Here is a 23,521-nt window from a genome sequence, read left to right as displayed (position 1 = left end):
GCGCCCTCCGGCCGTCTCGACCCCGGCACAATGAGGGTCTCGATGAACGGAGGAGTCCCACGGTGAAGACAGACTTCAAGAAGACGCTCGACTGCTATCGAGCGCGACACCGTGAGTTCCGCATCGTGGAGGTGCCGCCACTGCAGTACCTGATGGTCGACGGGCATGGTGACCCGAACACGGCGGATGAGTACGCCGACGCGCTCGCGGCCCTGTATCCGGTTGCCTACAAGCTCAAGTTCGCCAGCAAGCAAGACCTGGGCCGCGACTACGTGGTTCCGCCTCTGGAGGCGTTGTGGTGGGCGTCGGACATGGACGTCTTCACGTCAGCGCGGGACAAGTCCCAGTGGGACTGGACGGCGATGATCATGGTGCCCGACTGGATCACCGCCGAGATGTTCGACGACGCCGTCGCCAGAGCCGCCGCGAAGGATCGTCCAGCCAGTCTCGACGAGGTGCGTATGGGGACCCTAGACGAGGGAGACTGTGTTCAGACCCTGCACATCGGACCGTACGACGATGAGGCCCAGGTGCTGGCTGAACTGCATCACCACTTCATCCCGACCGCCGGCCTACGCACGACGGGTAAGCACCACGAGATCTACCTCAGCGACGCTCGGAGGGTCGAGCCGTCGAAGCTGCGGACCATCCTGCGCCAGCCAGTCGAGCAGACCTAGGTGTGCCGCCCGCATGTGCCGCAATCGGTGCTGATCATGATGGTTGGGCGGCACATGATTCGGCTGAGACTCGTCACGCCAGGAGGGCGCGCCAGCGGTCGGCGGACTCCATCTCGTCCAGGCTGATCCGCTCCAGGAACGTCCCTACCTTTACCAACCGCTGCCCCACGGGCCCATCGAGCCCGAACCTCTCCGCCGCCGTCATCGCGGCCCGCGCCGACTCGAGCAGCTGCCGTGAGCTGATCACGACCGAGTGGTACCAGGCGTCGTCGTCGACCACGTAGACGTCGCGACGCCACTGCAGATCGCGTTCGCGCCGGACGAACCCCTGCCGGATCAGGAGATTCACGGCCACGGAGACCGAGGCCGGGCTGACCTTCAGCCTGCGGGTCAGCTCGGCCGCGGTGCGCCTGCCCTCTTCGGACAGCACCAGGTCGAGGTGCACGCGCGCTGCCGTCCTCGGCATTCCCGCCCTGACCGCCATCTCGATGATCTCCTCGTCGATCGTGCCGTCCGGCGGTCTGGCCGCGCGCGGAGGTGTTGGTGTGCCGCGCCGCGCCCGTTGGACCGTCGCCCAGTGCGCCTGCTGCGACCGGTAGCCGCCGGGGCCGCCGTTGCGTCCGACCTCTCGGCTGATCGTCGAGGTCGGCCGGTCGAGCCGCCTGGCGATCTCGGCGTAGGAGCGCCCGTCGGCGAGTCCGGCTGCGATGCGCTGGCGGTCCTGCTGGGTCAACCGTCCTCCTGGCATGCCGCCAGTATTGCCTTCGCCGCCATTCATTGCAACGTGGCATTGCGTTCAAGGTCAGCGTCATTGCGTCAATTTACCGCCACTTACCTGGGTAAATGCCGTTCAGCTGATTGACATCCATTCCGGATGCAACGTAGCTTTCGAGCTATATAAAACACGTACTATCGCGAGATGGGCAACGGCATGGGTGACTCCCTCCACACCGTCACGACGATGCCGACGGCGGTTCAGCTCGCGCAAGGAGCTCATGCTCCACCACCCGACCATCGACTACACCGGCATCGAGGCCCCTCCGGCGGCGCCAGGCGAGTTCCTCGTCATGGACGAGCCACAGCACAGCCGCTATCGCAAACCGCTGGTGGACAAGTTCACCGCACGCCGGATGCGACTGCTCACCGAGCGCGTCGAGCAGATCACCGCCGAGCACCTGGACGCCATGGAGAAGGCCGGGCCGCCGGCGGACCTGGTGACCGCGTTCGCCAAGCCCATCCCCGCCATCATGATCTGTGAGCTGCTGGGTGTGCCGTACGAGGACCGGGACTCCTTCCAGGGGCATGTCGACAAGTTCATGGACGGGGAGACGAACGACGACGACCTGATCGCGGCCTACACGGCGACCCAGCAGTACCTCGCGGAGCTGGTGGCCGCCAAGCGCGCGAACCCCACCGACGACGTCCTCAGCGACCTCACCGACAGCGACCTGACCGATGAGGAACTGCGAGGGATGAGCCTGATCATGCTGGCGGCCGGGCTCGACACCACCGCGAACATGCTGGCGCTCGGCACCTTCGCGCTGCTGCGCAACCCGGCGCAGCTGGCCGCGCTCCGCGCCGATCCCGCGCTCACCGACCAGGCCGTGGAGGAGCTGCTGCGGTACCTGAGCGTCGCCAAGACGTTCCAGCGGACGACGCTGGAGGACGTCGAGCTGGGCGGCCAGACCATCAAGGCCGGCACAGCGGTTGTCGTTTCGTACAGCACCGCCAACCGCGACCCCGAGCGCTTCGCCGATCCACACGTGCTCGACCTCCGCAGGCAGGACGGCGGGCACCTGGCCTTCGGCCACGGCATCCACCACTGCCTGGGACAGCAGCTCGCGCGCATCGAGATGCAGGTCGCCTTCCCCACGCTGGTCAATCGCTTCCCCACCCTGCGCCTGGCCGTACCGGCCGAGGAGGTCGAGCTGCGGCCCGAGACCGCGGACATCTACGGGGTGAAGAGCCTCCAGGTCACCTGGGACGTATGACCGCGATCAGATCGGTCAACGGCGCACCCGATAGCGCAGGTGGAGCACCCGGATGCCCTGGACCATCACATCAGGATCCTCCAACAGGTGCTGCGCGTCGACCGACCCGAAGTAGCGCTTGCCGGACCCGAACACCACGGGTACGACGTCCATAGCGACCTCGTCGACGAGCCCTGCCGCCAGCACCTGACCGCCGACGGAGCTTGCGGGCGACCTCGACCGTGCGGTCGCCCGCAAGCTCCTGTGCCTTGGCCATGGCGGCCTCGACACCGTCGACGAAGTGGAACGGCGCCTCGGGGTCCCAGCCCTCGGGCGCCGGCCGGTGCGACACGACGACTACGTGGTCGATCCCGCCCGGCGGCTCGGCGCCCCAGCCGTCCGTCAGGTCGAAGACGTGCCGGCCGACGATCGTCACTGCGATCTGGTCCCAGTACGGCCGGGTATAGTCGTAGGACGCCTGCGACACCTTCACCTCGCCGCTCTCGTCCAACGGGACGTCACCGCTGGACAACCAGTCGAACAGCGGTCCGGGCTGGTCGTTCTCGTCCGCGACGAAGCCGTCTACCGACACCGAGCTGTACATGACCACCTTGCCCACGGACTCTCCTCTGCTTGGGATGCACCCAGTTTGACGTGTCGTGAGATCTCGGCTCTTGTAAGAAATCAATCGGCCGGCAGCGGCCCGACGTCGAGCGCATGACCGGGATGTTCGCGCAGGAACCGCCGCCGGACGTCGACGTACCGGGTCGGCGTAAGCCCCGTGAACGCCCGGAACTCGTGGCCGAAGTGCGCCTGGTCGAAGTAGCCGGCGCGACCGGCGAGGTCTGCCCAGTCGACCGGTCCGGCGAGGTCGATCGCGAACACGGTGGCGGCGAAGCGGTAGGTGCGGGCGAGCCGCTTGGGCGTGACACCGATGAGTTTCTTGAACCGCTGTGCCAGATGGGTGCTGCTGACGCCGGCCGTCGAACTCAGGTCGCCGATCGCCACCGCTCCCCTCGCCGCCGCGATGACGCTGCTCGCGTGGCGGACCAGCCCGAGGCCGGCGGTCTCGCAGAGCCGTCGCATCAGCTCGTCCTCCAGCAGCGTCAGCATCTCGTGCGCCCCGGCCGCCGTGGCCAGCCGGTCGCGCAGCCCAGCAACGCCTGCGCGGCCCCAGACCTGCTCCACCGTCACCGGCCGGTCGCACAGCTCGGCCGCAGCCATCGGCAGGAACGGCGCCAGCCCCCACGGCTTGAAGTGCACGCCGACCGACCGGGTCCCCGGCGGGTAGCCGAACTCGAAGGCACGGGTAGGCGTGGTGACCACGCAGCCGTCGGCGTACTCGGCCGGCTCGATGTCGGTGCCGGCGCGGCGGATGCGGAACGGCGCCCCGAGGTTGAGGATGAGCACCGCCGACGGCATCGGCGGCAGCGTCAGGCGGGGGTACGGCGGCGCGCCCTCCAGGTAGTAGGGGTCGTCGATCAGCCCGTCCAGCGGCGGTCGTGGCACTCTGGACCCGTACTCCACGGGTGACAGTATCGCCGACGCCCAGACGGGCCGCCAGGTCAGCGACCCGGGGCGACGCCACCTTGATAGGCAAGTGAACACTTGCCTATCGTGCGTCTGCACCGTGCGGCGTTCGAAACCTGAAGGAGAATCCATGACCGAACCCACCGCATACGGAGCCTTGGAGACCATAGCCGGTCGTCCGGCACTACGTTTCGAGCGCACACTCGCCTATTCGGTCGAGCGCGTGTGGCAGGCGGTCAGCGTGCCGGCTTCGAGCTAACCGCTCAGCAAGACGGCTGCCGGTTGACATTTACCCACGTCATCGACGACCTGGCGCTCGCAGCGCAGACTGCAACCGGCTGGGAGACCTACCTCTCACGGCTCGAGCCTCATCTCGCCGGCGAGCACCTCTCCGAAGAGGTAGCGCACGAGCAGTGGGCGGAGATCCACGAACGCTACGCCGAGCGCTTCGGAGTCGACCCGACGCCTGGACGGCGCTTCGCGGCGGCTCTGCGTGCAGGTCAATGACGTTGTGAGCGACGTGTACAAAGCGATCGCAGATCCGACCCGGCGAGCCATCCTCGACGAGCTCATCGAGCGGGACCGGCAGACGCTGTTCGAACTGTGCGGCCGCTTGACGATGAAACACGGACTCACGTCGTCGCGGCAAGCGATCTCGCAACACCTCGACGTGCTGGAGGCGGCCGGGCTCGTGATCGTGGTCAAGCAAGGCCGCTACAAGTTCCACTCCATCGACACCACCCCGCTGCACGCCATCGCGGAACGCTGGCCGCGACAGACCCGAGAGAACATCTCATGAGAATCGAAGTCACCAGCATCTTCGTCGAGGACCAGACTGCCGCGCTCAAGTTCTACACCGAGGTTCTCGGTTTCGTGAAGAAGACCGAGGCGCCTGCCGGCGAGTTCCTGTGGCTCACCGTCGTCTCCCCCGAGCAGCCAGGCGGCGTCGAGCTGCTGCTCGAGCCATCGGTCCATCCCGCCGTGCCGCCGTACAAGCAGGCGCTGGTCACCGACGGCATCCCGGCAGGCCGAGTATGAACGGCTGAAGTGGCTCGGCGTCGCGTTCACGCAGGAGCCGACGGAGCTGGGTCCCGTGACGACGGCGGTGTTCGACGACACCTGAGGCAACCTCATCCAGATCGCCGCTATGCCGAAGTCCGACTGAATGCGTTGGTCGACGTCATGGCCCTATATACGAAGACAGCTACCGGCTCTGGTTGGCGGCTTGTCTGCGGGCTCGGTAGGCCGCGGCCTTCACGCGATTGCCGCAGGCCTCCATGCCGCACCATGTACGACGTGCGCCACGGGAGCGGTCTAGGTACAGCCGTGTGCAGCCCGGACGGCCGCATTCCTTCAGGCAGGCGTGGCGGTCGGCGAGCATGGCGATCCCGGTGCGTGCGACGTGGGCGTTGCCATGATAAGCCATTGTCGGACTTCCCCGCTGCCCGGTCACGCTTTCTCATCCCGCGCTGCCGGACAGCCACCCGGGAAGGTCGAGGCGCAGCGACGTGCTGCCTGCGACGGTGGCAAGGTCGCGCTCCAGCTGGCTCAGTCGCCGTACGCCGAGGGTCGCGCTCCACTTCTCGCGGATCTCGGCGAACACCGCGACGGAGGCGGCCAGGAAGTCGCGGCCCCTGTCCGTCGGTACGACGAGCTTGCGCCGCCTGTCCCCTGCGTCGACCGAGCGTGCCACGTAACCCTGCTGTTCCAGCAGCTCGATCGTCTTGGCGGCCGCCTGCTTGGTCACGCCGAGCCGGCTGGCGACCTCGGTCGCTGTCGCCCCGTCACCGACCGCCTGCAGCGCGAACCCGTGCACCGGCCTGGTGTCCGGGTGCCCGCGCTCGGCCAGCAGCCGGTGCGCCTCGCCGAGGTGCGCCCGGGTGGCACCGAGCAGCGCGAGCGGCAGGTCCCACGGAGCCGCCCCCTTCCCCATCGGGGTCCCTCCACTTCCTATAGTCAATATGGTTGTCTATTATCGTCAACTACGTTGACCGATCATAGGAGCGACATGGAGATCATCGACCGCACGACCCGCCGGGTGACCGAGACGCCGAACGCCGTCATGACGACGCTCGCGTCACCGACGCTTGGCGGAGCCACCCGCAGCCTGTGGTACGTGGAGATGCGACCGGATGCCGTTGGCCCGACCCACGCCTTCGACAGCGAGGTCGTCTGGTCGATCACCGAGGGCGCCGGCCTGGCGCGGTACGACGGCCGCGAGACCGACCTCGGTGCGGGCGACACGGTCGTGCTCCCGGCCGGGAAGATGCGCCAGTTCGTCGGCGGCCCGTCCGGCTTCCGAGCCGTCGTGGTGGCCGCCGGCGCAGCCGCCGTGACCCGCGAGGACGGGAGCGACCCGGTCGTCCCTGCGTGGGTGGCCTGAGCCCAGGCGGCGGGTTATCGGCAGCCAGTACTCCGTCGACTGCGGCCTCACCATGTGGTGCGGCGCTCCCCCGAGCGGGCGACCGGGCTCCCTCCGCAGCGGGAGGGCGGCCGGGCCGGACCGGCCTAGGTTCGTGGACATGTTGATCCGTGCCGAAGAACAGGTCCGCTGGCCGGCCCTCGCGACGGCCGTCCTGCTGCTCGGGTACGCGGCCGGCAAGGTGGTGTACGCCATCGAGGGACGGCTGGGGTTCCGGTCAGGTCCCGTCCCGAGCGCGGCCGAGCACGCGCGCTATTCCACCGAGATGATGGGGGTCGGCGAAGCGCAGTGGTCCGCGGCGGCGACCGGGATCCTGGCTGCCATCGTGCTGGCGACCGTGACCCGGGTGGGGCGCCGCATCCCCCGCGTCGCGCTGCTGGTGCTGCTCGTCGGCGTCATCGCCGGCGTGGGTGCCGGCGCCGTCGTGCTGGCGGCCGCGGGCCTGCTCGACGGCCGCCGCGCCACGACGCACTGGCGCTACGCCGACGTGCTGCAACAGCGGTACCCGCAGACGGCCGTCGACCCGAGCCCGCTCTACATCGACGACCGCGACATCCTCACCAGCGCCGGATGTGCGGCGGGCCTCGACCTGTGCCTGCACATCGTCCGCCAGGACTTCGGCGCGGCCGTCGCGAACGCCGTCGCCAGGCGGCTGGTCGTCCCGCCGCACCGCGACGGTGGCCAGGCGCAGTACATCGAAGCGCCGATGACGCCGACGCCCGCGGACGACCGGATCGCCACGAGCATGGCGTGGGCGATGGAGCACCTCGCCGAGCCGATCACCGTACAGACGCTGGCACGTCGGGCGGCGATGTCCGTACGGACGTACCTCCGCCACTTCCCGCGGCATACAGGGATCAGCCCGATCCGGTGGCTGATCAACCAGCGTGTGCAGGCCAGCCTCGGCCTGCTGGAGACGACGGACGCCTCGATCGAGGAGGTCGCACGGGCAGTGGGGTTCGACACGGCGGTGACGTATCGCCACCACTTCGGCCACGTGATGCACACCTCGCCGTCCGCCTGGCGCCGGACGTTCCGCAGGAACGGCGCCGCTACGTGACCGGTCACGAGGAGCTGGTCTCGCTGGTCGACCGGGCCGGCCGCGAGGTCGACGCCGCGCCGCGCCCGGTCGTGCGCCGCGACAACCTGCTGCACGCAGCGACCGCCGTCCTCGTCCGCGATCCCGGTGGCCGGATCTACCGGCACCGGCGGAGCCTCGACAAGGACTGGGCACCGGGGATGTGGGACCTCGCCGCCGGCGGCGTCATGCGGTTCGGCGAGGTGCCGCAGGAGGCGGCCGGGCGCGAGCTCGCCGAGGAGCTCGGCATCAGCGGCCCGTACCTCCAGCCGCTCGGCAGCAGCCTCTTCGAGGACGACACCACCCGCTGCTTCGAGCACGTCTACGAGGTCGTGTGGGACGGGCCGATCACGCATCAGCCGGAGGAGGTCATCGACGGCGGGTGGCTGCGCATGACCGAGCTCGCCCGCCTCCTCGCCCGTCCCGACCACGATGTCGTGCCGGACACGGTCCACCTGCTGCGCCATCTCGCCCGCGCGGGCGTCTCGGACTACGGCACGCTGTCCGCAAGATCGGAGTAGCGCCCCGGCTCTGCGGGCCGCGATAGTCACGTGGAGGCCCGGGCGTACCGGGCGGGAGGAGACGACGCCGTGGCGACCACCCTGTACGCGGCAAGCATGTCGCTGGACGGCTTCATCGCCGGCCCCGGCGGCGACATGTCCTGGCTGACGCCACACGTGGGCACACCCAACCCGACGGCGGACGGGCTGGTGGCCCGCATCGGCTGCATCCTGGCCGGCGGCCGCACCTTCCGCGGCGACGACCCGAACCGGGGCACGGACGCCGAGGGCGCGTTCGGCGGCCAGTACGACGGGCCGACCGTGGTGCTCACCCGCCGGCCGCGCGCCGACCCGGTACCCGGCGTCACGTTCAGCGACGACCTGCACGACGCCGTGGCGCGAGCCAAGGAGCTCGCCGGCGACCGGTACGTGAACATCCTGGGTGCCGAGGTCGCCCGCAACTGCCTGCACGCCGGCCTGCTCGACGAGATCCTCATGTTCGTCGAGCCGGTGCTGCTCGGCGACGGCGTCCGCATGTACGAGCACCCGGGCGGCACCGACGTCCGCCTGGAGCAGCTCCCCGACACCACCGAGCACTGGTACCGGGTCGTGCAGCGGTAACGGTTACGGCAGGCGGTAGACGGAGATGTGCGACCCGGACTCCGCGGTGAACTCGGCGCCGGCCCAGTCGGCGTGCCTGCTCTCCAGCTCGAAGCCGGCGAGCTGCGCCATCAGGTCGAGCTCGGCCGGCCAGACGTAGCGCTGCGGGGTGCGGAAGAGCTCCGCCTGCCTGCCATCGGCGAACCTGAAGTGGTGCGAGACGAGGTGCTGCCGCACCACGTCGTAGGTGTCCACGCCCATGTACCCGGCCTCGCTGTGGAACACGACCGCCTGCTGTCCTGGCGGTAGCTTGCGCAGGTCGGGCACGCCGAGCTCGATCACGAACCTGCCGCCGGCAGCGAGGTGGCGTGCGGCGTTGCGGAAGCACGCGACCTGTTCGGCCTGGGTGAGCAGGTTGCCGATCGTGTTGAAGACGAGGTAGACGAGCGAGTACTCCCCCGGTGCCCGGGCACTCGCCATGTCACCGACGACCACGGGGACCATCGCCTCGTCGACCTTCGTACGGAGCTGCTCGACCATCGGTACGGACAGCTCGATACCCGTGACGGGCACGCCGCGCTGCGCCAGCGGCACCGCCACCCGACCGGTACCGATGGCGAACTCGAGCACCCGACCGCCACCGGCGAGCTCGGCCAGCCGGTCCACCGTCGGCCCGAGCACCTCGGTGGCGAACATGCCGGCGCCCGGGGTGTCGTACCCCCGGGCTGCGTCGGCGTCCCAGATCTCGTCCTGCCGCATGCCGACGACCATGTCAACGAACCAGCTGCACGTCCACCGATTTCCTCGCGCTAAGGTCGTTACCTCCGCGTAGTTCGCCAGGTCCGCGTCGATGCCGGCGCCGGAGTGGTTCCCCAACAGCACGTCGTCGAGGAACCCTGGATGATCCCGCAGCACGGCATGCGTCCGACAACTCCGGTTCAGGTCAACGGCTTCGTCGCCCAGGCGCCGATCAACGGGCCGGTGATCAGGACGCCGTCGTTGGCATCCAGCTCCGCCAGCAGTCGATCGCTCAGCGTGTCCGGGGCGACCCTGCTCCCGCGTCGCCACGCCGTACTTCTCCATCAGCGGCAGCACGCCCGCCACGACGTTCGCCCAGCCGTACGTCGGCGCCTGCGGACCGCCGCGCACGATCGACTCCAGGTTCATCTCCGGGTCCGGCAGGCCGGCCGTACGGAAGCTCGCGAACAGCCGGTGGCCCATCCGGACCTCGACACCGGCGCGCCGCATCGTCTCCCGCACCCAGTCCTGCACCTGCTCCCACAGCGGCATGGCCAGCCGACCCACGACCGCGTCGAAGCCACCCTCCACGCCCTCGAGGGATGCGACGTCACCCACGCGGAACTCCACGTTGTCCATGCCCCGGCGGGCCGCCATGGCCGTCGCACGCGCCACGGTGTCGGCATCGGCGTCGATCCCGACGACCGATCCGCGGGGACCGACGAGCTCGGCGGCGAGCAGCGAGACGTTCCCGGCACCGCTGCCCAGGTCGAGTACGCGCCAGCCCGGCTGGAGTCCGGCAGCCACGAACGCACGCTTGGTGATCGGGTCGATCACCTCGCCCTGCACGCGCAGCCGCTCGTCCTCGTCCGTACCGCGTTCGAAGAGATAGTCGCGTTCGCTGCTCGCCTTCGTCAGCTCAGCCATGTTGCTTCCTTCCCCAGGTGCAGACGAACTGGTGGAACCACGCGCGGAACCGCGGGTCGAGCATCAGCTCGCGGTACCTGGCCAGCTCGCCGTCGGTGGCACCTGCCTTTCGCAGCAGCGGCTCGGCCTGCATGTTCAGGTTGCGGTGCAGCCGGCATCCCGGGCTGCCGCCGACCGTCGTACGGGACAACTCGCGGGCCTGGACGTCGACCAGGCCCGCGTCGACCATCGCACCGTCCACCTCACCTGCCCACGGCCAGTGCATGCCCACCGCCGGCGACACGACCTCGAGCGAGAGGTACTGCATCCGCCGGAACAGCTCCTGGTCGGCGTCGCTCGGCGCCGACAGCACCTCGAGCGGACGGTCGGTGAGCTCGCCGACCACCAACCAGCCACCCGGCGCAAGTGCGTCGACCAGGCTCGCCAGGACCTCCCTGCACCGCGGCAGGTGGATCAGCAGCAGCCGGGCGTGGATGAGGTCGAACGGCCCACCGGGCGGCGGTCCCTCGTTGATGTCGTGCGCGCGCACCTGGACGCCCGGGTGCGCGACCAGGTGGTCGGTGTCGAGGTCCGTCGCGACGACGGCCCGGTGCGCTCTGCCAGCCAGCCCGCGATCGACCCGCCACCCGCGCCGACGTCGAGGCAACGCTGGCCGGCCCCGACGACGGTGCCCAAGCACTCCTTGGTCGGCCCGTCGAGCAGCTCCTCCAGACACCGTACGTGCTCCTCGCCCAGGTCGGAGCCGGTGTCGAAGATGTATTCCGTGTCCATTGGTGTCCCCGTCGTAGTCGCCATGCCCGTCGGGGACGCTAGTTGCCGGTGTTATAGGTCGGCTATAGCAGCTGCGCGAACCTGCCCGCCGCGACGAAGCCGGCGGCGAGCAGCAGCGCGAGGTTGACGGCGACCGGCCGCGGCTCGCCGAGCGAGGCGTGCGAGACGGCCGCCCCGGACATCACGGCCACCAGGCCGAGCGCGGCGACGGGCGTCAGCGCCGGGACCACACCGGTCAGCCACGGCGCGAACAGCCCGACGACCGCGAGCAGCTCACAGCAGGCGACGATCCGTACGACCGGCATCGGGAACGGCGCGATGCCGGTCTGCCCGGTGGCGAGCAACCGGTCCCGTGACATCGTCGCCTTCGCCACCCCGGACACGATGAAGGCAACGGCGAGCAGGCCACTGACCAACCACAACGCTACGGACATGAGCACTCCTCTCGAACATCGGACGAGGAGTGGACGAGATACGGCCGCCGGTTGTGACAGGCTCGCTGTCACAACCACCGTGCGCAGCTCGTCAGGACAGATGTGACCGACCAAGAGACCCGCGACTGGGACGACATCGACCGTCGTCTGGCGGCGGCGTACACGGAGCACCGCGGCGCGCTGCTCGCGGTGGCGTACCGGATGCTCGGCAGCTTCCGCGACGCCGAGGACGTGGTGCAGGAGGCGTTCCTGCGACTGCGGCGTGCCCTGCTCGCCGGCGAACGGCCGGACTCCCAGCGCGGCTACCTGGTCACCATCACCACCCGGCTGGCCATCGACCAGCTGCGGTCTGCGCAGCACCGGCGGGAGACGTACGTCGGCCCGTGGCTGCCCGAGCCTTCTGTGCTCGACGACCCCGCCGACGCGGCCGCGCTCGCCGACTCGCTGTCCACGGCGTTCCTCGTGCTGCTGGAGCGGCTCAGCCCCGAGCAGCGGGCGGCGCTGCTGCTGCACGACGTCTTCGACCTGCCGTACGCCGAGGTGGCGTCGATCCTGGGCAAGTCCGAGGAGGCCTGCCGCCAGCTCGCCACCCGGGCCAGGCGCCGGGTCCGTACCGACCAGCCGACGCCCACGGCTACGTCCACCACCGAGGCGCAGCAGCTGGCCAACCGGTTCTTCGCCGCCGCACACGACGGCAACCTCGACGGGCTCGTCGCGTTGCTGGCCCCGGAAGCGGAGTTCGTCGGCGACGGCGGCAGCTCCGGCAGGGGCGTCACTCGTGCGATCCACGGCGCGGACGCGGTCGCGAAGACCGTACGGGGCATCTTCCGCCGCATCAGGTCGCTGAGCGGCACGACGCAGCCCGTCTGGGTCGGCACGCAGCCCGCTGTCCTCATCCTCGCCCCGGACGGCGCCCTGGCCGGCGTCTGGTCGCTCGTGGTCGCCGGCGACCGGGTGCACGCAGTGCACGGCATGGTCAACCCGGCGAAGCTCGAGCACCTCGGCATCCCGCTCACCGACCTCGCCCGCTGAGCGGGATGCGCTGTCGGCGCCGCGGTCTACGGTGACGGCGTGACCGACGACGACTACCCGTGGGAGCCACCGGTGGCCGGCTCAGAGGCCGAGCAGCTGCTCGGCGCGCTCGACCGGCTGCGCACGACGTTCCGTTGGAAGGCCGACGGCCTCGACGCGTCCGGGCTGCTGACCCGTATCGGCGCGTCCGCACTCACGCTCGGTGGGCTGCTCAAGCATCTCGCCGCCGTTGAGGACTACTACTCCACCGCCAAGCTGCACGGCGAACCGCTCGGCGCGCCGTGGGACGCCATGGGCGGCGACGGCAGCAACGACTGGGAGTTCACCTCCGCCGCCGACGACTCCGCTGACCAGCTCTACGACCTCTGGGACGGCGCCGTCGCGCGGTCGCGCACCCGCTTCCAAACCGCCCTCGACGACGGCGGCCCTGGCCGCCCCGTCCACGTCGCCGACCCGGAAGGGAACCACGCCAGCTGGCGCCGGCTGACCTGCGACCTCATCGAGGAGTACGGCCGGCACACCGGCCACGCCGACCTACTCCGCGAAGCAGTGGACGGCCGCGTAGGCGAGGACCCACCGGACGGCTGGCGCCCCACAGCCGGCCGTCCCCTGCCAACCGGCTGAGCCCTTTCCGGCACTCGGGGCACGGGGCATCAGGGGGTTGCTGCGACGCAGTTCAGCAGGACGTGGCCCAGCGGGGTGGTGTGGACGTCGGCGACGCGGAGGCGGCGGTGGTGGCCAGGGTGGTGTAGCCGTCCACGGTCCGTTCGCGGCCGCCGCAGAGGGCCAGCATCCGGAGGTCCATCTCGGTGAAGGTGGCCGGGTCGTCGCCGGCGGTGCCGTGCGTCTCGACCACGAGGACGCGGCCGCCGGCGCAGGATCGCGACGGCGTCGTCGTCCGGCCAGTCGTGCACCACGCCGCTGAGTACGTAGACGTCGCCGCCGGTCGGCAGCGGGTCGAAGAAGCTCTGCCCGACGAACGCGCACCGGTCGTCGAGGCCGAGCGCGGCCAGGTGCGCGCGGCCGCGCTCCACGGTGTCTGGCAGGTCGACGAGCGTCGCGCGCAGCTGCGGGTTGGCACGCAACGCCTCCGCCAGCAACGCACCTTTGCCGCCACCGACGTCCACGACGTGTGACACGGCCGTCCAGTCGCAGCCGCCGGCGGCGTCCACGATGTACTCCGGCCCCGTGGCCATGGCGGTGTCGAAGGACGCCGCCAGGTGCCGGTCCGCGGCCAGGTGGTCCCAGAACGGCTGCCCGAACACCCGCGGCCAAGCGGGCTCGCCGGTGCGGACGGTGTGCAACAGCTCGGTGAACGCCAGGTCCATCCGGCCACCGAACCCGTCCAGGTCCAACCAGGTACGCATGCCGGCGGGATGGTCGGAATGCAGCAACCGCCCCAGCCCACCGGCGGCGAACCTGCCCGGGTCCGGCTCGGCGAAGACGCCGCGCGTCGCCAGGTGGCGCAGCAGTCGGCTCAGCGCGTCGACGTCCGTGCCGCTGCGTTCGGCCAGCGACTCGACGGCGACCGGCCCGTCCCCCATCAGGTCGGCGATACGCAGCGTGGCAGCCACCCGCAACGCCATCGGCGTCGCCAGGTCCATCAACGGCCCGAGCGCCGCCCATGCCGACGGCGCGCTGTCATCCTCGGTCATGCACGGCACGTTACCGGCCGGACGACGACGGCGGCTTGGAGAAATGTGACCCGCCCGCGGACGGCCTCAGTCGGTGCCGTACTCCATCGCCGCCTGGTCGAGCAGCTCGTCCTCACCGGCACCGTCGCCACCGGCGGCGATCGCGTCCGCCCCGCCCTCCGGCATCGCGCCGATCAGCCCGGTCGACGCGGCCTGGGCGGCACCGATCAACGTCGGGTGCGGGGTGCCGACCATGCCGAGACCGGCGTACTGCTCGAGCTTGGCACGCGAGTCGGCGATGTCGAGGTTGCGCATGGTCAGCTGGCCGATGCGGTCGACCGGCCCGAACGCGGCGTCCTCGGTCCGCTCCATGGAGAGCTTGTCCGGGTGGTAGCTGAACGCCGGCCCGGACGTGTCCAGGATCGAGTAGTCCTCACCGCGCCGCAGCCGCAGCATCACCTCCCCGGTGACGGCCGTCGCGACCCAGCGCTGCAGCGACTCCCGCAGCATCAGCGCCTGCGGGTCCAGCCAGCGACCCTCGTACAGCAGCCGCCCCAGCCGCCGCCCCTCGTTGTGGTAGCTGGCGAGGGTGTCCTCGTTGTGGATCGCGTTCACCAGCCGCTCGTACGCGGCGTGCAGCAGCGCCATGCCAGGCGCCTCGTAGATGCCGCGGCTCTTGGCCTCGATCACCCGGTTCTCGATCTGGTCGGACATGCCCATGCCGTGCCGGCCGCCGATCGCGTTCGCCGCGAGCACCAGGTCGACGGCGGTGCCGAACTCCTTGCCGTTGATCGTCACCGGCCGGCCCTGCTCGAAGCCGACCGTGACGTCCTCGGCGGGTGCGTCCACGGCGGGGTCCCAGAACCGCACACCCATGATCGGTTCCACGATCTCGATGCCGGTGTCGAGGTGCTCGAGCGCCTTGGCCTCGTGCGTCGCGCCCCAGATGTTCGCGTCGGTGGAGTACGCCTTCTCCGCGCTGTCGCGGTACGGCAGGTCCCGCTCGAGCAGCCACTCGGACATCTCCTTGCGGCCGCCGAGCTCGCTGACGAAATCGGCGTCCAGCCACGGCTTGTAGACCCGCAGCGACGGGTTGGCGAGCAGGCCGTACCGGTAGAACCGCTCGATGTCGTTGCCCTTGAAGGTGGAGCCGTCACCCCAGATCTGCACGTCGTCCTCGAGCATCGCGCGCACCAGCAGGGTGCCGGTGACCGCGCGGCCGAGCGGGGTGGTGTTGAAGTAGGCGCGGCCACCTGAACGGATGTGGAACGCTCCGCAGGCCAGCGCCGCCAGCCCCTCCTCCACCAGCGCCGCCCGGCAGTCGACCAGCCGGGCGACCTCCGCGCCGTACTGGTGGGCGCGGCCGGGTACGGAGGCGATGTCGGGCTCGTCGTACTGGCCGATGTCGGCGGTGTAGGTGCACGGCACGGCACCCTTCTCGCGCATCCACGCGACCGCTACGGAGGTGTCGAGGCCGCCGGAGAAGGCGATCCCGACGCGTTCGCCGACGGGCAGGGAGGTAAGCACTTTGGACACATCTGAATTATATGCACACTCATGCATGATCATGCAAAGCCGGTGGACTAGAGTCTCCCCCGGGACCGCGATCCGGAGACGTCCACCGGGAAGAGGGCACCATGGTTCGACCACACGACGTCGGCGGGGCCGAGGGGTACGGCCGCGTGCACCCGAGCCCGGACGAGCCACCGTTCGAGCACGTCTGGGAGGCCAGGGTCCACGCCGTGCACCAGCAGCTCGTCGCCGCCGGGGTCTACTCCAGGGACGAGGGGCGCGACGGGATCGAGCGGCTCACCGCGACCGAGTACGCGCTCGGCTACTACGAGCGCAGGTTCCTGGCCACCGTACGGCTGCTGCAGGAACGCGGCATCCTCGGCGAGGACGAGCTCGCCGAGCTCATCCTGCGGGACCAGCCGTGACCGGCCGGGGCTACCAGCCTGGCCAGCGGATCCGGATCCGCGGCGAGGAACGGCATGGCCACCACCGGGTGCCGCGGTACTCCCGCGGCGCGACCGGTCACGTCGTCGCCGTCCACGGTCCAGGCCCGCTGCCGGACGACGTCGTCGCACAACGACCGGAGCCGCGAGTGCAACCGATCTACACCGTGCGGGTGCCGGCACACACCCTCTTCGGCGCCGGCGACCATGTGGTGCACCTCGACCTGTGGGAGGACTACCTCGAGGCCGCACCGGACCAGGGAGGTGAAGGGGCATGACCGACACCCACCACGCCACCGCCGCGATGACGGCGCGCGTCCGCCGGCTGGAGGAGCTGCTCGAACAGAAGGGCGTCCTGCGCGGCGCCGACACCGACGCGTTCCTCGAGCGCTTCCTCACCACCGCCACCCCGCGCAACGGGGCCAGGATCGCCGCCCGCGCATGGGTGGACGACGCGTTCCGGCAACGACTGCTCGCCGACGCCGACAGCGCCGTACAGGAGCTCGGCTACAGCATGAACGACATCGGCCTGCGGGTCGTGGAGAACACCGCGGACACGCACAACGTCATCGTCTGCACGCTGTGCTCGTGCTACCCGCTGCCGCTGCTCGGCCCGCCGCCGTCCTGGTACAAGAGCGAGGCGTACCGCGCGCGCGTCGTGCGTGACCCGCGTGGCGTACTGCAGGAGTTCGGCCTGACGCTGCCCGCCACCACGGCCATCGACGTCTGGGACTCGACGTCCGAGCTGCGGTACATGGTGCTCCCGCGACGTCCCGCCGACAGCTCGGGCCGCACCGAGGAAGAGCTGGCCGACCTGGTCACCAGGGACGGCCTGGTCGGCACGGCGACCGTCTGACACAGCGGTCAGCGCGCCTCGAGCACGGCGAGGTCGCGTATCGCGAAGCGGTGGTGCTCGCACTCCTCCTCCATCACCACGCCCAGGCATTCGCCGACCGAGCGGGACTCCGCCGGATACCCGGGCGCGGGCGACCGCGCGCACGCGCGCCCGAGCTCGGCGTCGGTGAGGTCGTCGACGATGCCGCGTACCAGCGCCATCCGGTCGGCGCGCACCTCCAGCACCTCCGTGTACGGCGGCCGCGCCTCTAGGTCGATGCCGAGTGCCGCCGCGTCCGCCGGCGCGTACGCGGTCTGCGGCAGGCCGAGGCGGTGGTAGGGCAGCTCCTCGTCGAGCACCGTGCGGCTGGCCCACGTGTCGGTGATGAAGACCAGATGGCGCAACGTCTCCACGAACGACCACTCGCCGTCGACGCGCTCGCCGCGGGCCGCCTCGGGCAGCCGCTCGGCCCGCGCGACGGCCAGCGCCCACAGCCGTTCGACCGTGCGCCACATCGCCCGGAAGTCGGCGGCAGTGCGCACCTCGCGCAGCTGCACCCGCTCCGGATGCCGGCGGTCGAGCTCGCCCTCGACGTACGCGGTGACGTCGACACCGTTGACCCTGAAGTCGCTGACGTACCCGGACACGTCGACGCCGACGAGCCACGAGTCGACGACCTTCACCAGGCTCATGTCGCAGTCCACGAACCGCGCGCCGGTGAGGTCCGCGACGGTGAAGCTGGCACAGCGGTACGCGGCGTTGTTGCCGTCGTCGTGGTAACCGGCCGACCAGCGGTGCGGACCGTACTGTGCTGCCATCGCGCTGCCTCCCCGTACGACGCTCGCCGACGAGGCTAGACCCGGCCACCGACAGCGTGCCGGCGTCAAGGAGCACGCACCATCAGCACGGGGCAGGTGGCCTCGCGCAGTACGACCCTGGAGGTGCTGCCGACGACCGCGGAGGTGAGCCCGTTGCGCCGGCGCGCGCCGAGGACGATCACCCCGGCGCCGCTCGACCGCGCATCGTCGAGGATCAGGTCCGGCAGCAACGCCTTGCGCACGCCCGAACGCACCACGCCGACGGCGGTGATGCCGTGACCGCGCAGCTTGCCGATCGCCGCCTCGACGGCGGCGGCCGCCTCCTCGTCGTTGTCGCCGTCCACCTGGCCGGACGCGCCGTGCCGTTGGTCGGCGAGATGCAGGACGCGGACGCGGATCGGCAGCGCGCCGAACAGGGTGACCACGGCCTCCAGGGCACGGTCGGCCGCGACGCACCGCCCGTACGGCAACAACACCACGCCGTTCGGTGGGCCGCCGCCGGACGACGTCGGCGTCAGGTCCAGGGACGCGCTCTGCAGGAACGCCGTCACCTCGTCGACCAGCTGGCCGCCGGCACCGGTCACGTCGTGCGTCGTCTCGCCGTGCGTGGGTACGGTGACCGCGGGGCGCAGCGCACCGGCGGATCCCCGGAACGCTGACAAACGACGCCTCGCGGACATGACCGGGCTCCTCGTAACGGTATGCGACGCCACAGCTGGCTTCCCGGCACACCTACGTCCAAGGATAACAACCTCACCAGGTACGGCGGCCCTCAATCGGCCGCCGGATGGTCCGCGGCGAACGCCGCGATGTCCGCGAGGCAGGGCCGGTAGCCGTCCGTCGTGTCCACGTCGATCGTCGGCACCGGCAGTGACACGCGTTCGAACGCCCGGTGCCTACGAATCGCCCCGGCGACGTCGTCCAGCTCCGCCTGGTCGGCGTGGGCGCGCCGCACCGGGTTCGCCGCCAGCCGCCGGCGCCGGCGCGCGACCCCGACGTCGGCGGTGACGTGGCACTGGACCAGCCGGACGTCCGCGAGCCCGTCGAGCCGCTGCAGCCCAGGCCGCCAGAGCCGGTCCTGGAACGCGGCCTCCGCCACCACCGTGACGGCGTTGCGGAGCAACACCTCGAGCACGTCGAAGAAGACCGTGAGGGTGCGCAGCGACAGCACGTCGCCGTCCGCGTCCCCCGCGGCGGCCACCATGCCTTCCTTGATCTCGTCGCGGCACACGGCCGGGCACCCGATGGCCCGCGCCAACTCGTGGGCGAGCGTGGTCTTCCCGGCACCCGCGGGACCACTCACGACCACCAGCGTCGGCTCCGCCACGCCCCCGACCCTACGCGGCGGTCGCGCTCACGTGCGCGGCACGAGACGGACGAACGGCAGGTGGCGACCCACCGCGCGGAAGTCCTCGGCGGAGCCGTCGACGGCGAAACCCATCAGCCACGGCAGCAGCTTCGTCGCGGCGAACCGGTGCTTTACCCCGTACCAGGCCGTGATCTCGGCCCCCTCCTCGACCGGCAGCGGCACGGCCGTGACGGGGATGGTGCGCAGCCCGATCTGGATCGTGACGTCCGGCGACTCGAGGATGTTGCGGTACCAGGCGGCCGTCGCCCCCAGCCCGACGCGACGGTGACGCTGCCGTCGGCCGGGTCGATCCTGATCACCTCGAGCACGGCCTGCCGCGGCTTGCCGGTGACCCGGCCGACGTGGTGGAGCACCAGTATCCGGTTGCCGAACAGCCACCCCGGCCGGAGCCGGTAGAGGTGCCGGGGCAACCGGAACAGCAGCCGGCCGATACCGCTCGGCGGCCGTACGTCCTTGACGAGCTCCACGGTCATCCCCTCCCGTCGTCGGCACGTTCGGCAAGCGCGCCGAGCGCGTCCATCGCCTCGTCGACCGGCAGCTGCGGATCCAGCAGCCGGTGCAGCACCAGGCCCTCGAGCAACGCAAGCAGCAGCGTCGCCGCACCGGTCCGCCGCGGCGCGGGCCAGTCGGGGTACAGCTCGCCCAGGCGGTCGGCGAGCGCGGCGCGTAGCTGCCGCAGCTGGTCCTCGCCGGCCGCCGCGAGACCGGGCTCGCGCAGGGCGCCGGCCATGACCTCCATCGCCAGCCGGGCGCGCCGCTCGTCGTCGGCCGTCTCCGGCAGCAACCGCCGCATCGCGTCGACGACCGCTCGCGCGCCGTCCGCGCCGAGCAGCTCGTGCACCACAGGGTCACCGAGGTCCTCCGCCGCCCGCTGGGTGATCGCCGCGCGCAGCTGCGCCAGCCCGCCGAAGTGGTAGTGGATCAGCCCCACGTTGACGCCCGCCCGCGCGGCCACCCGGCGGGTGGTGACGGCCGGCCAGCCGGCCTCGACGAGCAGATCCACGCCGGCCCGGACGATCTCCTCCCGCCGGCGCGAGCCGCGGGTCGAACTTGGTCGATCGCCCAACTTGGTCATGTGACCAAGTTAGCAAGAACCGCCACCGGGTCGACATGAAGGTGCCCTCGACCGGCAGCGCGAACGCCTTCGTCGGCCGGATCGCGTAGGCGGCGTACGGCGGGCCGCCGGACGTCGGGGCACCGTACGTCGCGTCCAGCAGCTCGCCGCTGACCGTCGTCGGCCAGCCGTACACCGCCTCGAACGCGCCGGACGCGCGGCGGAGCGTCTCCTCGTCGCGGACCCTGGCCGCCACGCCCTCCACGACCAGGTGCGCATCCTCGGCATCCTTGGTGAGCACGCAGCGCCCGTCCGCGGACAGGTTGCGGCTCTTCCGCGCGGTCTGCTTCGACGCCACGAAGACCACGGACTCCGACCACACCGCGAGCACCGGCATGACGTGCGGCGCGCCGTCCGGGCGCACGCTCGCGAGCCAGTACCAGCCGCCGGCGGCCAGCCGTTGCTCCACCGCGGACCAGTCGAAGACATCCGTGTCGTCGATCTCGGCGTCCAGCTCCGTTCCGCGACCGGTCGGCCGGATCGGCTCGGCGACCGGCTCCAGGTACCCCATGATTACCTCCGAGCGACTACTTTCTTTTCTACATCAGTAGTAGCCTAGAGCGAGTGCTTTAACAACGCAACCGGTAGAGGAAGTACAGCGCTATGGCCGCCAGGCACCGATCCCGCTGCCCGATCAACCTCGCCGTCGAGGTCTTCGGCGACCGGTGGACGTTGCTCGTGCTGCGCGACATCATGTTCGCCGGCAAGCGCCACTACCGGGAGCTGCTCGCGTCCGACGAGCGCATCTCCACGAAGATCCTCGCCGACCGGCTGCGGATGCTCGTCGACAGCGGCCTGCTCACCAAGGCGGACGACCCCAGCCACCGGCAGAAGGCGGTCTACAGCCTCACCGAGCCGGCGATCGCCCTGGTGCCGGTGTTCGCGCAGATCGGCGCCTGGGGCCGTCAGTACCTGCCGGCCAGCGACGAGCTGAGCTGGTACGCCGACGCCCTCGACCGCGGCGGCCCAGCCCTGTGCGAGGCATTCATGGACGACCTCCGCGAGATCCACCTCGGTCCCACCGCCCGGCACCAGCCGCCGGGCACCGGCCCGTCACTGGCGGACGCCCTGCGCTGATGTCGAGCTGGCCTGCGTGGCTACGACGTACCACTACAGCACCGGCGACGGAGAGGACGGCACCATGTCCGTGACGGAGACCGACGTGCGGTCGGCGGACGGTCGGACGCTGCACGTGTACGACACCGGCAGCACCGGTGCGCTGCCCGTCTTCTGGCACCACGGCACGCCGAACGTCGGCGCACCGCCGGAGCCGTTGTTCGCCGCGGCGAGGCGGCTCGGGCTGCGGTGGGTCTCGTTCGACCGGCCCGGTTACGGGGGTTCGACACCGCATCCGGGCCGTACGCTGGCCACCGTCGCGGCCGACGTCGCCACCGTCGCGGACGCGCTCGGCATCGACGGGTTCGCCGTCGCGGGACACTCCGGTGGCGGCTCGCACGCCCTGGCCTGCGGGGCCGCCCTTGGCCGGCGGGTGCGCGCCGTGCTCGCCGTGGCCGCGCTTGCGCCGTACGACGCCGCCGGGCTGGACTGGTTCGCCGGCATGATCCCTTCGGGTGTCGCCTCGCTGCGTGCCGCAGCCGCCGGGCGTGCGGCGAAGGAGCAGCACGAGTCGGCCGGCGCGGAGTACGACCCGGAGTTCACCGCGGCCGACCTGGCCGCTCTCGAGGGCGCGTGGTCCTGGCTCGGCACGGTGGTCGGCCCCGCCGTCGCCGCCGGCCCTGGCGGGCTGATCGACGACGACCTCGCGTACGTCACGCCGTGGGCCTGCGAGCCGACCGCGACGACCGCGCCCGTCCTGCTGCTGCACGGCGGCACGGACCGGATCGCCCCGCCCGCGCACGCCGAGTGGCTGGCCGCGCATGTCCCCGGCGCGCAGCTACGCCTGTCACCGGCCGACGGCCACCTCTCCATCCTCGAACGAGCCGAGGACGCACTGCAGTGGCTCGCCGACAACGCCAACTGACCACGCCCCGCCCGGAGTCAGTGCCGCCCGCCCACGTCACTCGCCACGGCGAGCAGGGCGGCCTCGGAACCGGGTGGGCCGAGCACCTGACGGGGTCCGAGGGCAGTCGGGAACGCCACGGCCGGCCAGCCGAGCGCGTTCGCGACCGGGGTGTGCCTGAGCAGCCGCTGCCGCAGCTCCGCCTGCACCCGCGGGTCCTCGTCCGAGGCGGTCTGCACCGACGGCGCCGGTCCCTCGACGACCCGGTCGACGAGCACGTCGAAGCCCGCCACCGCGGCCGCGTACTCGGCGCGCCAGGCGGCTTCCACCTGTCGTGCCCGGCGTTCGGCCGCGTCGTCGACGTGCGCACCGGCCGCCTGCACCCGGCGCCGGAACTCCGCGCTGTACCCCTGCGGATGCTCCACCACGGCCGTGCCGTGGACGGCCCAGACCTCCGCGTTGAACACCGTCCAGTGCTCGTCGGGCAACGGCGGCGGCTCGACGTCCGTGCCGACGACGCCGACCCGCAGCTGCCGCGGGTCGGGCAGCGTGTCGATCGCCAGCACCCGCTGCAGCTCGGCGCGGTTCGCGGCCAGGTAGCCCAGGCTGTCGTAGCTCGGCGCAAGCGGGTACACCCCCGTGAGGTCGAGCCCGTGCGCGCACTTGAGGCCCCAGACACCGGCAAGCGCCGCCGGGATACGTACGGAACCGCTGGTGTCCGTACCCAACGCGAGCGTGCACACGCCCGCGGCGACGGCGACGGCGCTGCCGCCGCTCGACCCGCCGACGGTCGTGCCGCGGTCGTGCGGGTTCAGCATCGCGCCGAAGTGCGGGTTGTGGCCGCTCACCCCGAACGCGAGCTCGTTCAGGTTGGTCTTGCCGAGGACGATCGCGCCGGCGGCACGCAGCTCCGCCACCACGGGCGCGTCGCGCTCGGGATGGTGGTCGACGTACCGCGCCGTGCCGTACGTCGTGCGCAGGCCGACGGTGTCGACCAGGTCCTTGACGGCCACCAGGCGGCCACGCAGCCGGCCGTCGCGCACGTCCGACGCCGCGCGCAACACCGCGTCCGGATCCACCGTGATGAACGCGCCGAGCTCAGGATCGATCCGGTTGAGTGCGACGACCGCCGCGTGCCGCGCCGACATGGCCCGCCC

28 protein-coding genes and 5 pseudogenes are annotated in these 23,521 nt (G+C 71.1%); 16 read left to right on the top strand and 17 right to left on the bottom strand.

What is annotated here, in order from left to right; all coding sequences use genetic code 11:
- The first annotated feature begins 62 nt into the window (after window positions 1-62).
- Window positions 63-677, top strand: coding sequence for a hypothetical protein (locus tag GEV07_00345; protein ID MQA01225.1), 615 nt, complete (start codon window positions 63-65; stop codon window positions 675-677).
- Between the two features lie 73 nt (window positions 678-750).
- On the opposite strand, the gene GEV07_00340 is transcribed toward GEV07_00345, so the two are convergent.
- On the bottom strand, window positions 751-1,410 hold the full coding sequence (locus GEV07_00340; GenBank protein MQA01224.1) for a helix-turn-helix domain-containing protein: 660 nt from the start codon (window positions 1,408-1,410) through the stop codon (window positions 751-753).
- Between the two features lie 121 nt (window positions 1,411-1,531).
- Between GEV07_00340 and GEV07_00335 the strand changes: the two genes are divergently transcribed.
- Entirely contained in the window at window positions 1,532-2,668 is a 1,137-nt protein-coding gene (locus tag GEV07_00335) for a cytochrome P450 (GenBank protein MQA01223.1), read from the top strand.
- Between the two features lie 15 nt (window positions 2,669-2,683).
- On the opposite strand, the pseudogene GEV07_00330 reads toward GEV07_00335, so the two are convergent.
- Together GEV07_00330 and GEV07_00325 are read right to left on the bottom strand one after the other, a co-directional pair.
- Window positions 2,684-3,266: pseudogene (locus GEV07_00330) on the bottom strand (dihydrofolate reductase).
- A gap of 65 nt (window positions 3,267-3,331) precedes the next feature.
- Window positions 3,332-4,156 carry a helix-turn-helix domain-containing protein gene (locus GEV07_00325; GenBank protein ID MQA01222.1) on the bottom strand — a complete coding sequence of 275 codons (825 nt, stop codon included), beginning with the start codon at window positions 4,154-4,156 and terminating at the stop codon, window positions 3,332-3,334.
- A 151-nt stretch (window positions 4,157-4,307) separates the two neighbouring features.
- Between GEV07_00325 and GEV07_00320 the strand changes: the two are divergent.
- The 3 genes and pseudogenes from GEV07_00320 (at window position 4,308) to GEV07_00310 (ending at window position 5,300) form a co-directional block, all read left to right on the top strand.
- Window positions 4,308-4,684: pseudogene (locus GEV07_00320) on the top strand (hypothetical protein).
- Between the two features lie 4 nt (window positions 4,685-4,688).
- Complete coding sequence (locus tag GEV07_00315) at window positions 4,689-4,976, top strand: helix-turn-helix domain-containing protein (protein MQA01221.1); 288 nt, start codon at window positions 4,689-4,691, stop codon at window positions 4,974-4,976.
- Window positions 4,973-5,300: pseudogene (locus tag GEV07_00310) on the top strand (VOC family protein). The gene GEV07_00315 and the pseudogene GEV07_00310 overlap by 4 nt, the downstream one beginning before the upstream one ends.
- 81 nt (window positions 5,301-5,381) lie before the next feature.
- On the opposite strand, the pseudogene GEV07_00305 reads toward GEV07_00310, so the two are convergent.
- Window positions 5,382-5,582 (bottom strand): annotated as a pseudogene (locus GEV07_00305) (hypothetical protein).
- A 54-nt stretch (window positions 5,583-5,636) separates the two neighbouring features.
- The gene (locus GEV07_00300) at window positions 5,637-6,110 is read right to left on the bottom strand and encodes a MarR family transcriptional regulator (GenBank protein ID MQA01220.1); all 474 of its coding nucleotides are present in this window, start codon (window positions 6,108-6,110) and stop codon (window positions 5,637-5,639) included.
- A 75-nt stretch (window positions 6,111-6,185) separates the two neighbouring features.
- Between GEV07_00300 and GEV07_00295 the strand changes: the two genes are divergently transcribed.
- The 4 genes from GEV07_00295 (at window position 6,186) to GEV07_00280 (ending at window position 8,798) form a co-directional block, all read left to right on the top strand.
- Window positions 6,186-6,560 (top strand): cupin, encoded by a 375-nt coding sequence (locus tag GEV07_00295; protein ID MQA01219.1) that lies wholly within the window; start codon window positions 6,186-6,188, stop codon window positions 6,558-6,560.
- A gap of 139 nt (window positions 6,561-6,699) precedes the next feature.
- A complete protein-coding gene (locus GEV07_00290) occupies window positions 6,700-7,659 on the top strand; it encodes a helix-turn-helix domain-containing protein (protein ID MQA01218.1) in 960 nt (319 codons plus the stop codon).
- Entirely contained in the window at window positions 7,470-8,198 is a 729-nt protein-coding gene (locus GEV07_00285) for an NUDIX domain-containing protein (GenBank protein MQA01217.1), read from the top strand. Before GEV07_00290 ends, GEV07_00285 begins: the two co-directional genes overlap by 190 nt.
- Before the next feature lie 69 nt (window positions 8,199-8,267).
- Window positions 8,268-8,798, top strand: a complete 531-nt coding sequence (locus tag GEV07_00280) for a dihydrofolate reductase (protein ID MQA01216.1) — start codon at window positions 8,268-8,270, stop codon at window positions 8,796-8,798.
- A gap of 3 nt (window positions 8,799-8,801) precedes the next feature.
- Here the strand turns inward: GEV07_00280 and GEV07_00275 are convergent, their stop codons facing one another.
- The 3 genes from GEV07_00275 to GEV07_00265 are packed head-to-tail and all read right to left on the bottom strand — an operon-like array spanning window position 8,802 to window position 11,647.
- Entirely contained in the window at window positions 8,802-10,442 is a 1,641-nt protein-coding gene (locus tag GEV07_00275; GenBank protein MQA01215.1) for a methyltransferase domain-containing protein, read from the bottom strand.
- Window positions 10,435-11,268: a methyltransferase domain-containing protein gene (locus GEV07_00270; GenBank protein ID MQA01214.1), complete on the bottom strand. Its 834-nt coding sequence runs from the start codon at window positions 11,266-11,268 to the stop codon at window positions 10,435-10,437. The genes GEV07_00275 and GEV07_00270 overlap by 8 nt, the downstream gene beginning before the upstream one ends.
- Window positions 11,269-11,275: 7 nt before the next feature.
- Window positions 11,276-11,647 carry a DoxX family protein gene (locus tag GEV07_00265; protein ID MQA01213.1) on the bottom strand — a complete coding sequence of 124 codons (372 nt, stop codon included), beginning with the start codon at window positions 11,645-11,647 and terminating at the stop codon, window positions 11,276-11,278.
- Between the two features lie 147 nt (window positions 11,648-11,794).
- Between GEV07_00265 and GEV07_00260 the strand changes: the two genes are divergently transcribed.
- Window positions 11,795-12,679, top strand: a complete 885-nt coding sequence (locus GEV07_00260; GenBank protein MQA01212.1) for a sigma-70 family RNA polymerase sigma factor — start codon at window positions 11,795-11,797, stop codon at window positions 12,677-12,679.
- 39 nt (window positions 12,680-12,718) lie between these two features.
- Window positions 12,719-13,303, top strand: coding sequence for a DUF664 domain-containing protein (locus GEV07_00255; protein ID MQA01211.1), 585 nt, complete (start codon window positions 12,719-12,721; stop codon window positions 13,301-13,303).
- Window positions 13,304-13,332: 29 nt separating this feature from the next.
- Here the strand turns inward: GEV07_00255 and GEV07_00250 are convergent, their stop codons facing one another.
- Both GEV07_00250 and argG read right to left on the bottom strand, forming a co-directional pair.
- Window positions 13,333-14,334 carry a methyltransferase gene (locus GEV07_00250; protein MQA01210.1) on the bottom strand — a complete coding sequence of 334 codons (1,002 nt, stop codon included), beginning with the start codon at window positions 14,332-14,334 and terminating at the stop codon, window positions 13,333-13,335.
- Between the two features lie 66 nt (window positions 14,335-14,400).
- Window positions 14,401-15,849, bottom strand: a complete 1,449-nt coding sequence (gene argG / locus GEV07_00245) for an argininosuccinate synthase (protein ID MQA01209.1) — start codon at window positions 15,847-15,849, stop codon at window positions 14,401-14,403.
- 101 nt (window positions 15,850-15,950) lie between these two features.
- Between argG and GEV07_00240 the strand changes: the two genes are divergently transcribed.
- The 3 genes from GEV07_00240 to GEV07_00230 are packed head-to-tail and all read left to right on the top strand — an operon-like array spanning window position 15,951 to window position 17,124.
- Window positions 15,951-16,250: a nitrile hydratase subunit beta gene (locus GEV07_00240; GenBank protein ID MQA01208.1), complete on the top strand. Its 300-nt coding sequence runs from the start codon at window positions 15,951-15,953 to the stop codon at window positions 16,248-16,250.
- Entirely contained in the window at window positions 16,247-16,546 is a 300-nt protein-coding gene (locus GEV07_00235) for a nitrile hydratase subunit beta (GenBank protein ID MQA01207.1), read from the top strand. Before GEV07_00240 ends, GEV07_00235 begins: the two co-directional genes overlap by 4 nt.
- Complete coding sequence (locus tag GEV07_00230) at window positions 16,543-17,124, top strand: nitrile hydratase subunit alpha (protein ID MQA01206.1); 582 nt, start codon at window positions 16,543-16,545, stop codon at window positions 17,122-17,124. Before GEV07_00235 ends, GEV07_00230 begins: the two co-directional genes overlap by 4 nt.
- Before the next feature lie 8 nt (window positions 17,125-17,132).
- Here GEV07_00230 and GEV07_00225 read toward each other — a convergent pair whose 3' ends face one another.
- From GEV07_00225 to GEV07_00200, 6 genes and pseudogenes are all read right to left on the bottom strand, one after another.
- Window positions 17,133-17,921, bottom strand: coding sequence for a DinB family protein (locus GEV07_00225; protein MQA01205.1), 789 nt, complete (start codon window positions 17,919-17,921; stop codon window positions 17,133-17,135).
- Window positions 17,922-17,986: 65 nt separating this feature from the next.
- Entirely contained in the window at window positions 17,987-18,601 is a 615-nt protein-coding gene (locus tag GEV07_00220; protein MQA01204.1) for a hypothetical protein, read from the bottom strand.
- Between the two features lie 92 nt (window positions 18,602-18,693).
- A complete protein-coding gene (locus tag GEV07_00215) occupies window positions 18,694-19,224 on the bottom strand; it encodes an AAA family ATPase (GenBank protein MQA01203.1) in 531 nt (176 codons plus the stop codon).
- A 51-nt stretch (window positions 19,225-19,275) separates the two neighbouring features.
- Window positions 19,276-19,757, bottom strand: a pseudogene (locus tag GEV07_00210) (nitroreductase family deazaflavin-dependent oxidoreductase).
- Window positions 19,758-19,759: 2 nt separating this feature from the next.
- Window positions 19,760-20,365, bottom strand: coding sequence for a TetR family transcriptional regulator (locus GEV07_00205; protein ID MQA01202.1), 606 nt, complete (start codon window positions 20,363-20,365; stop codon window positions 19,760-19,762).
- Window positions 20,139-20,915: a hypothetical protein gene (locus GEV07_00200; protein ID MQA01201.1), complete on the bottom strand. Its 777-nt coding sequence runs from the start codon at window positions 20,913-20,915 to the stop codon at window positions 20,139-20,141. Before GEV07_00200 ends, GEV07_00205 begins: the two co-directional genes overlap by 227 nt.
- A gap of 92 nt (window positions 20,916-21,007) precedes the next feature.
- Between GEV07_00200 and GEV07_00195 the strand changes: the two genes are divergently transcribed.
- Both GEV07_00195 and GEV07_00190 read left to right on the top strand, forming a co-directional pair.
- Complete coding sequence (locus tag GEV07_00195; protein MQA01200.1) at window positions 21,008-21,481, top strand: transcriptional regulator; 474 nt, start codon at window positions 21,008-21,010, stop codon at window positions 21,479-21,481.
- A gap of 64 nt (window positions 21,482-21,545) precedes the next feature.
- Window positions 21,546-22,385 carry an alpha/beta fold hydrolase gene (locus GEV07_00190; GenBank protein MQA01199.1) on the top strand — a complete coding sequence of 280 codons (840 nt, stop codon included), beginning with the start codon at window positions 21,546-21,548 and terminating at the stop codon, window positions 22,383-22,385.
- Between the two features lie 17 nt (window positions 22,386-22,402).
- Here the strand turns inward: GEV07_00190 and GEV07_00185 are convergent, their stop codons facing one another.
- Entirely contained in the window at window positions 22,403-23,512 is a 1,110-nt protein-coding gene (locus GEV07_00185; protein ID MQA01198.1) for a hypothetical protein, read from the bottom strand.
- Window positions 23,513-23,521: the final 9 nt, after the last annotated feature.

The organism is Streptosporangiales bacterium (assembly GCA_009379825.1).
In the GTDB taxonomy this organism is placed as follows: Bacteria; Actinomycetota; Actinomycetes; order Streptosporangiales; family WHST01; genus WHST01.
This window is presented reverse-complemented; position numbering and strand designations above follow the sequence as displayed.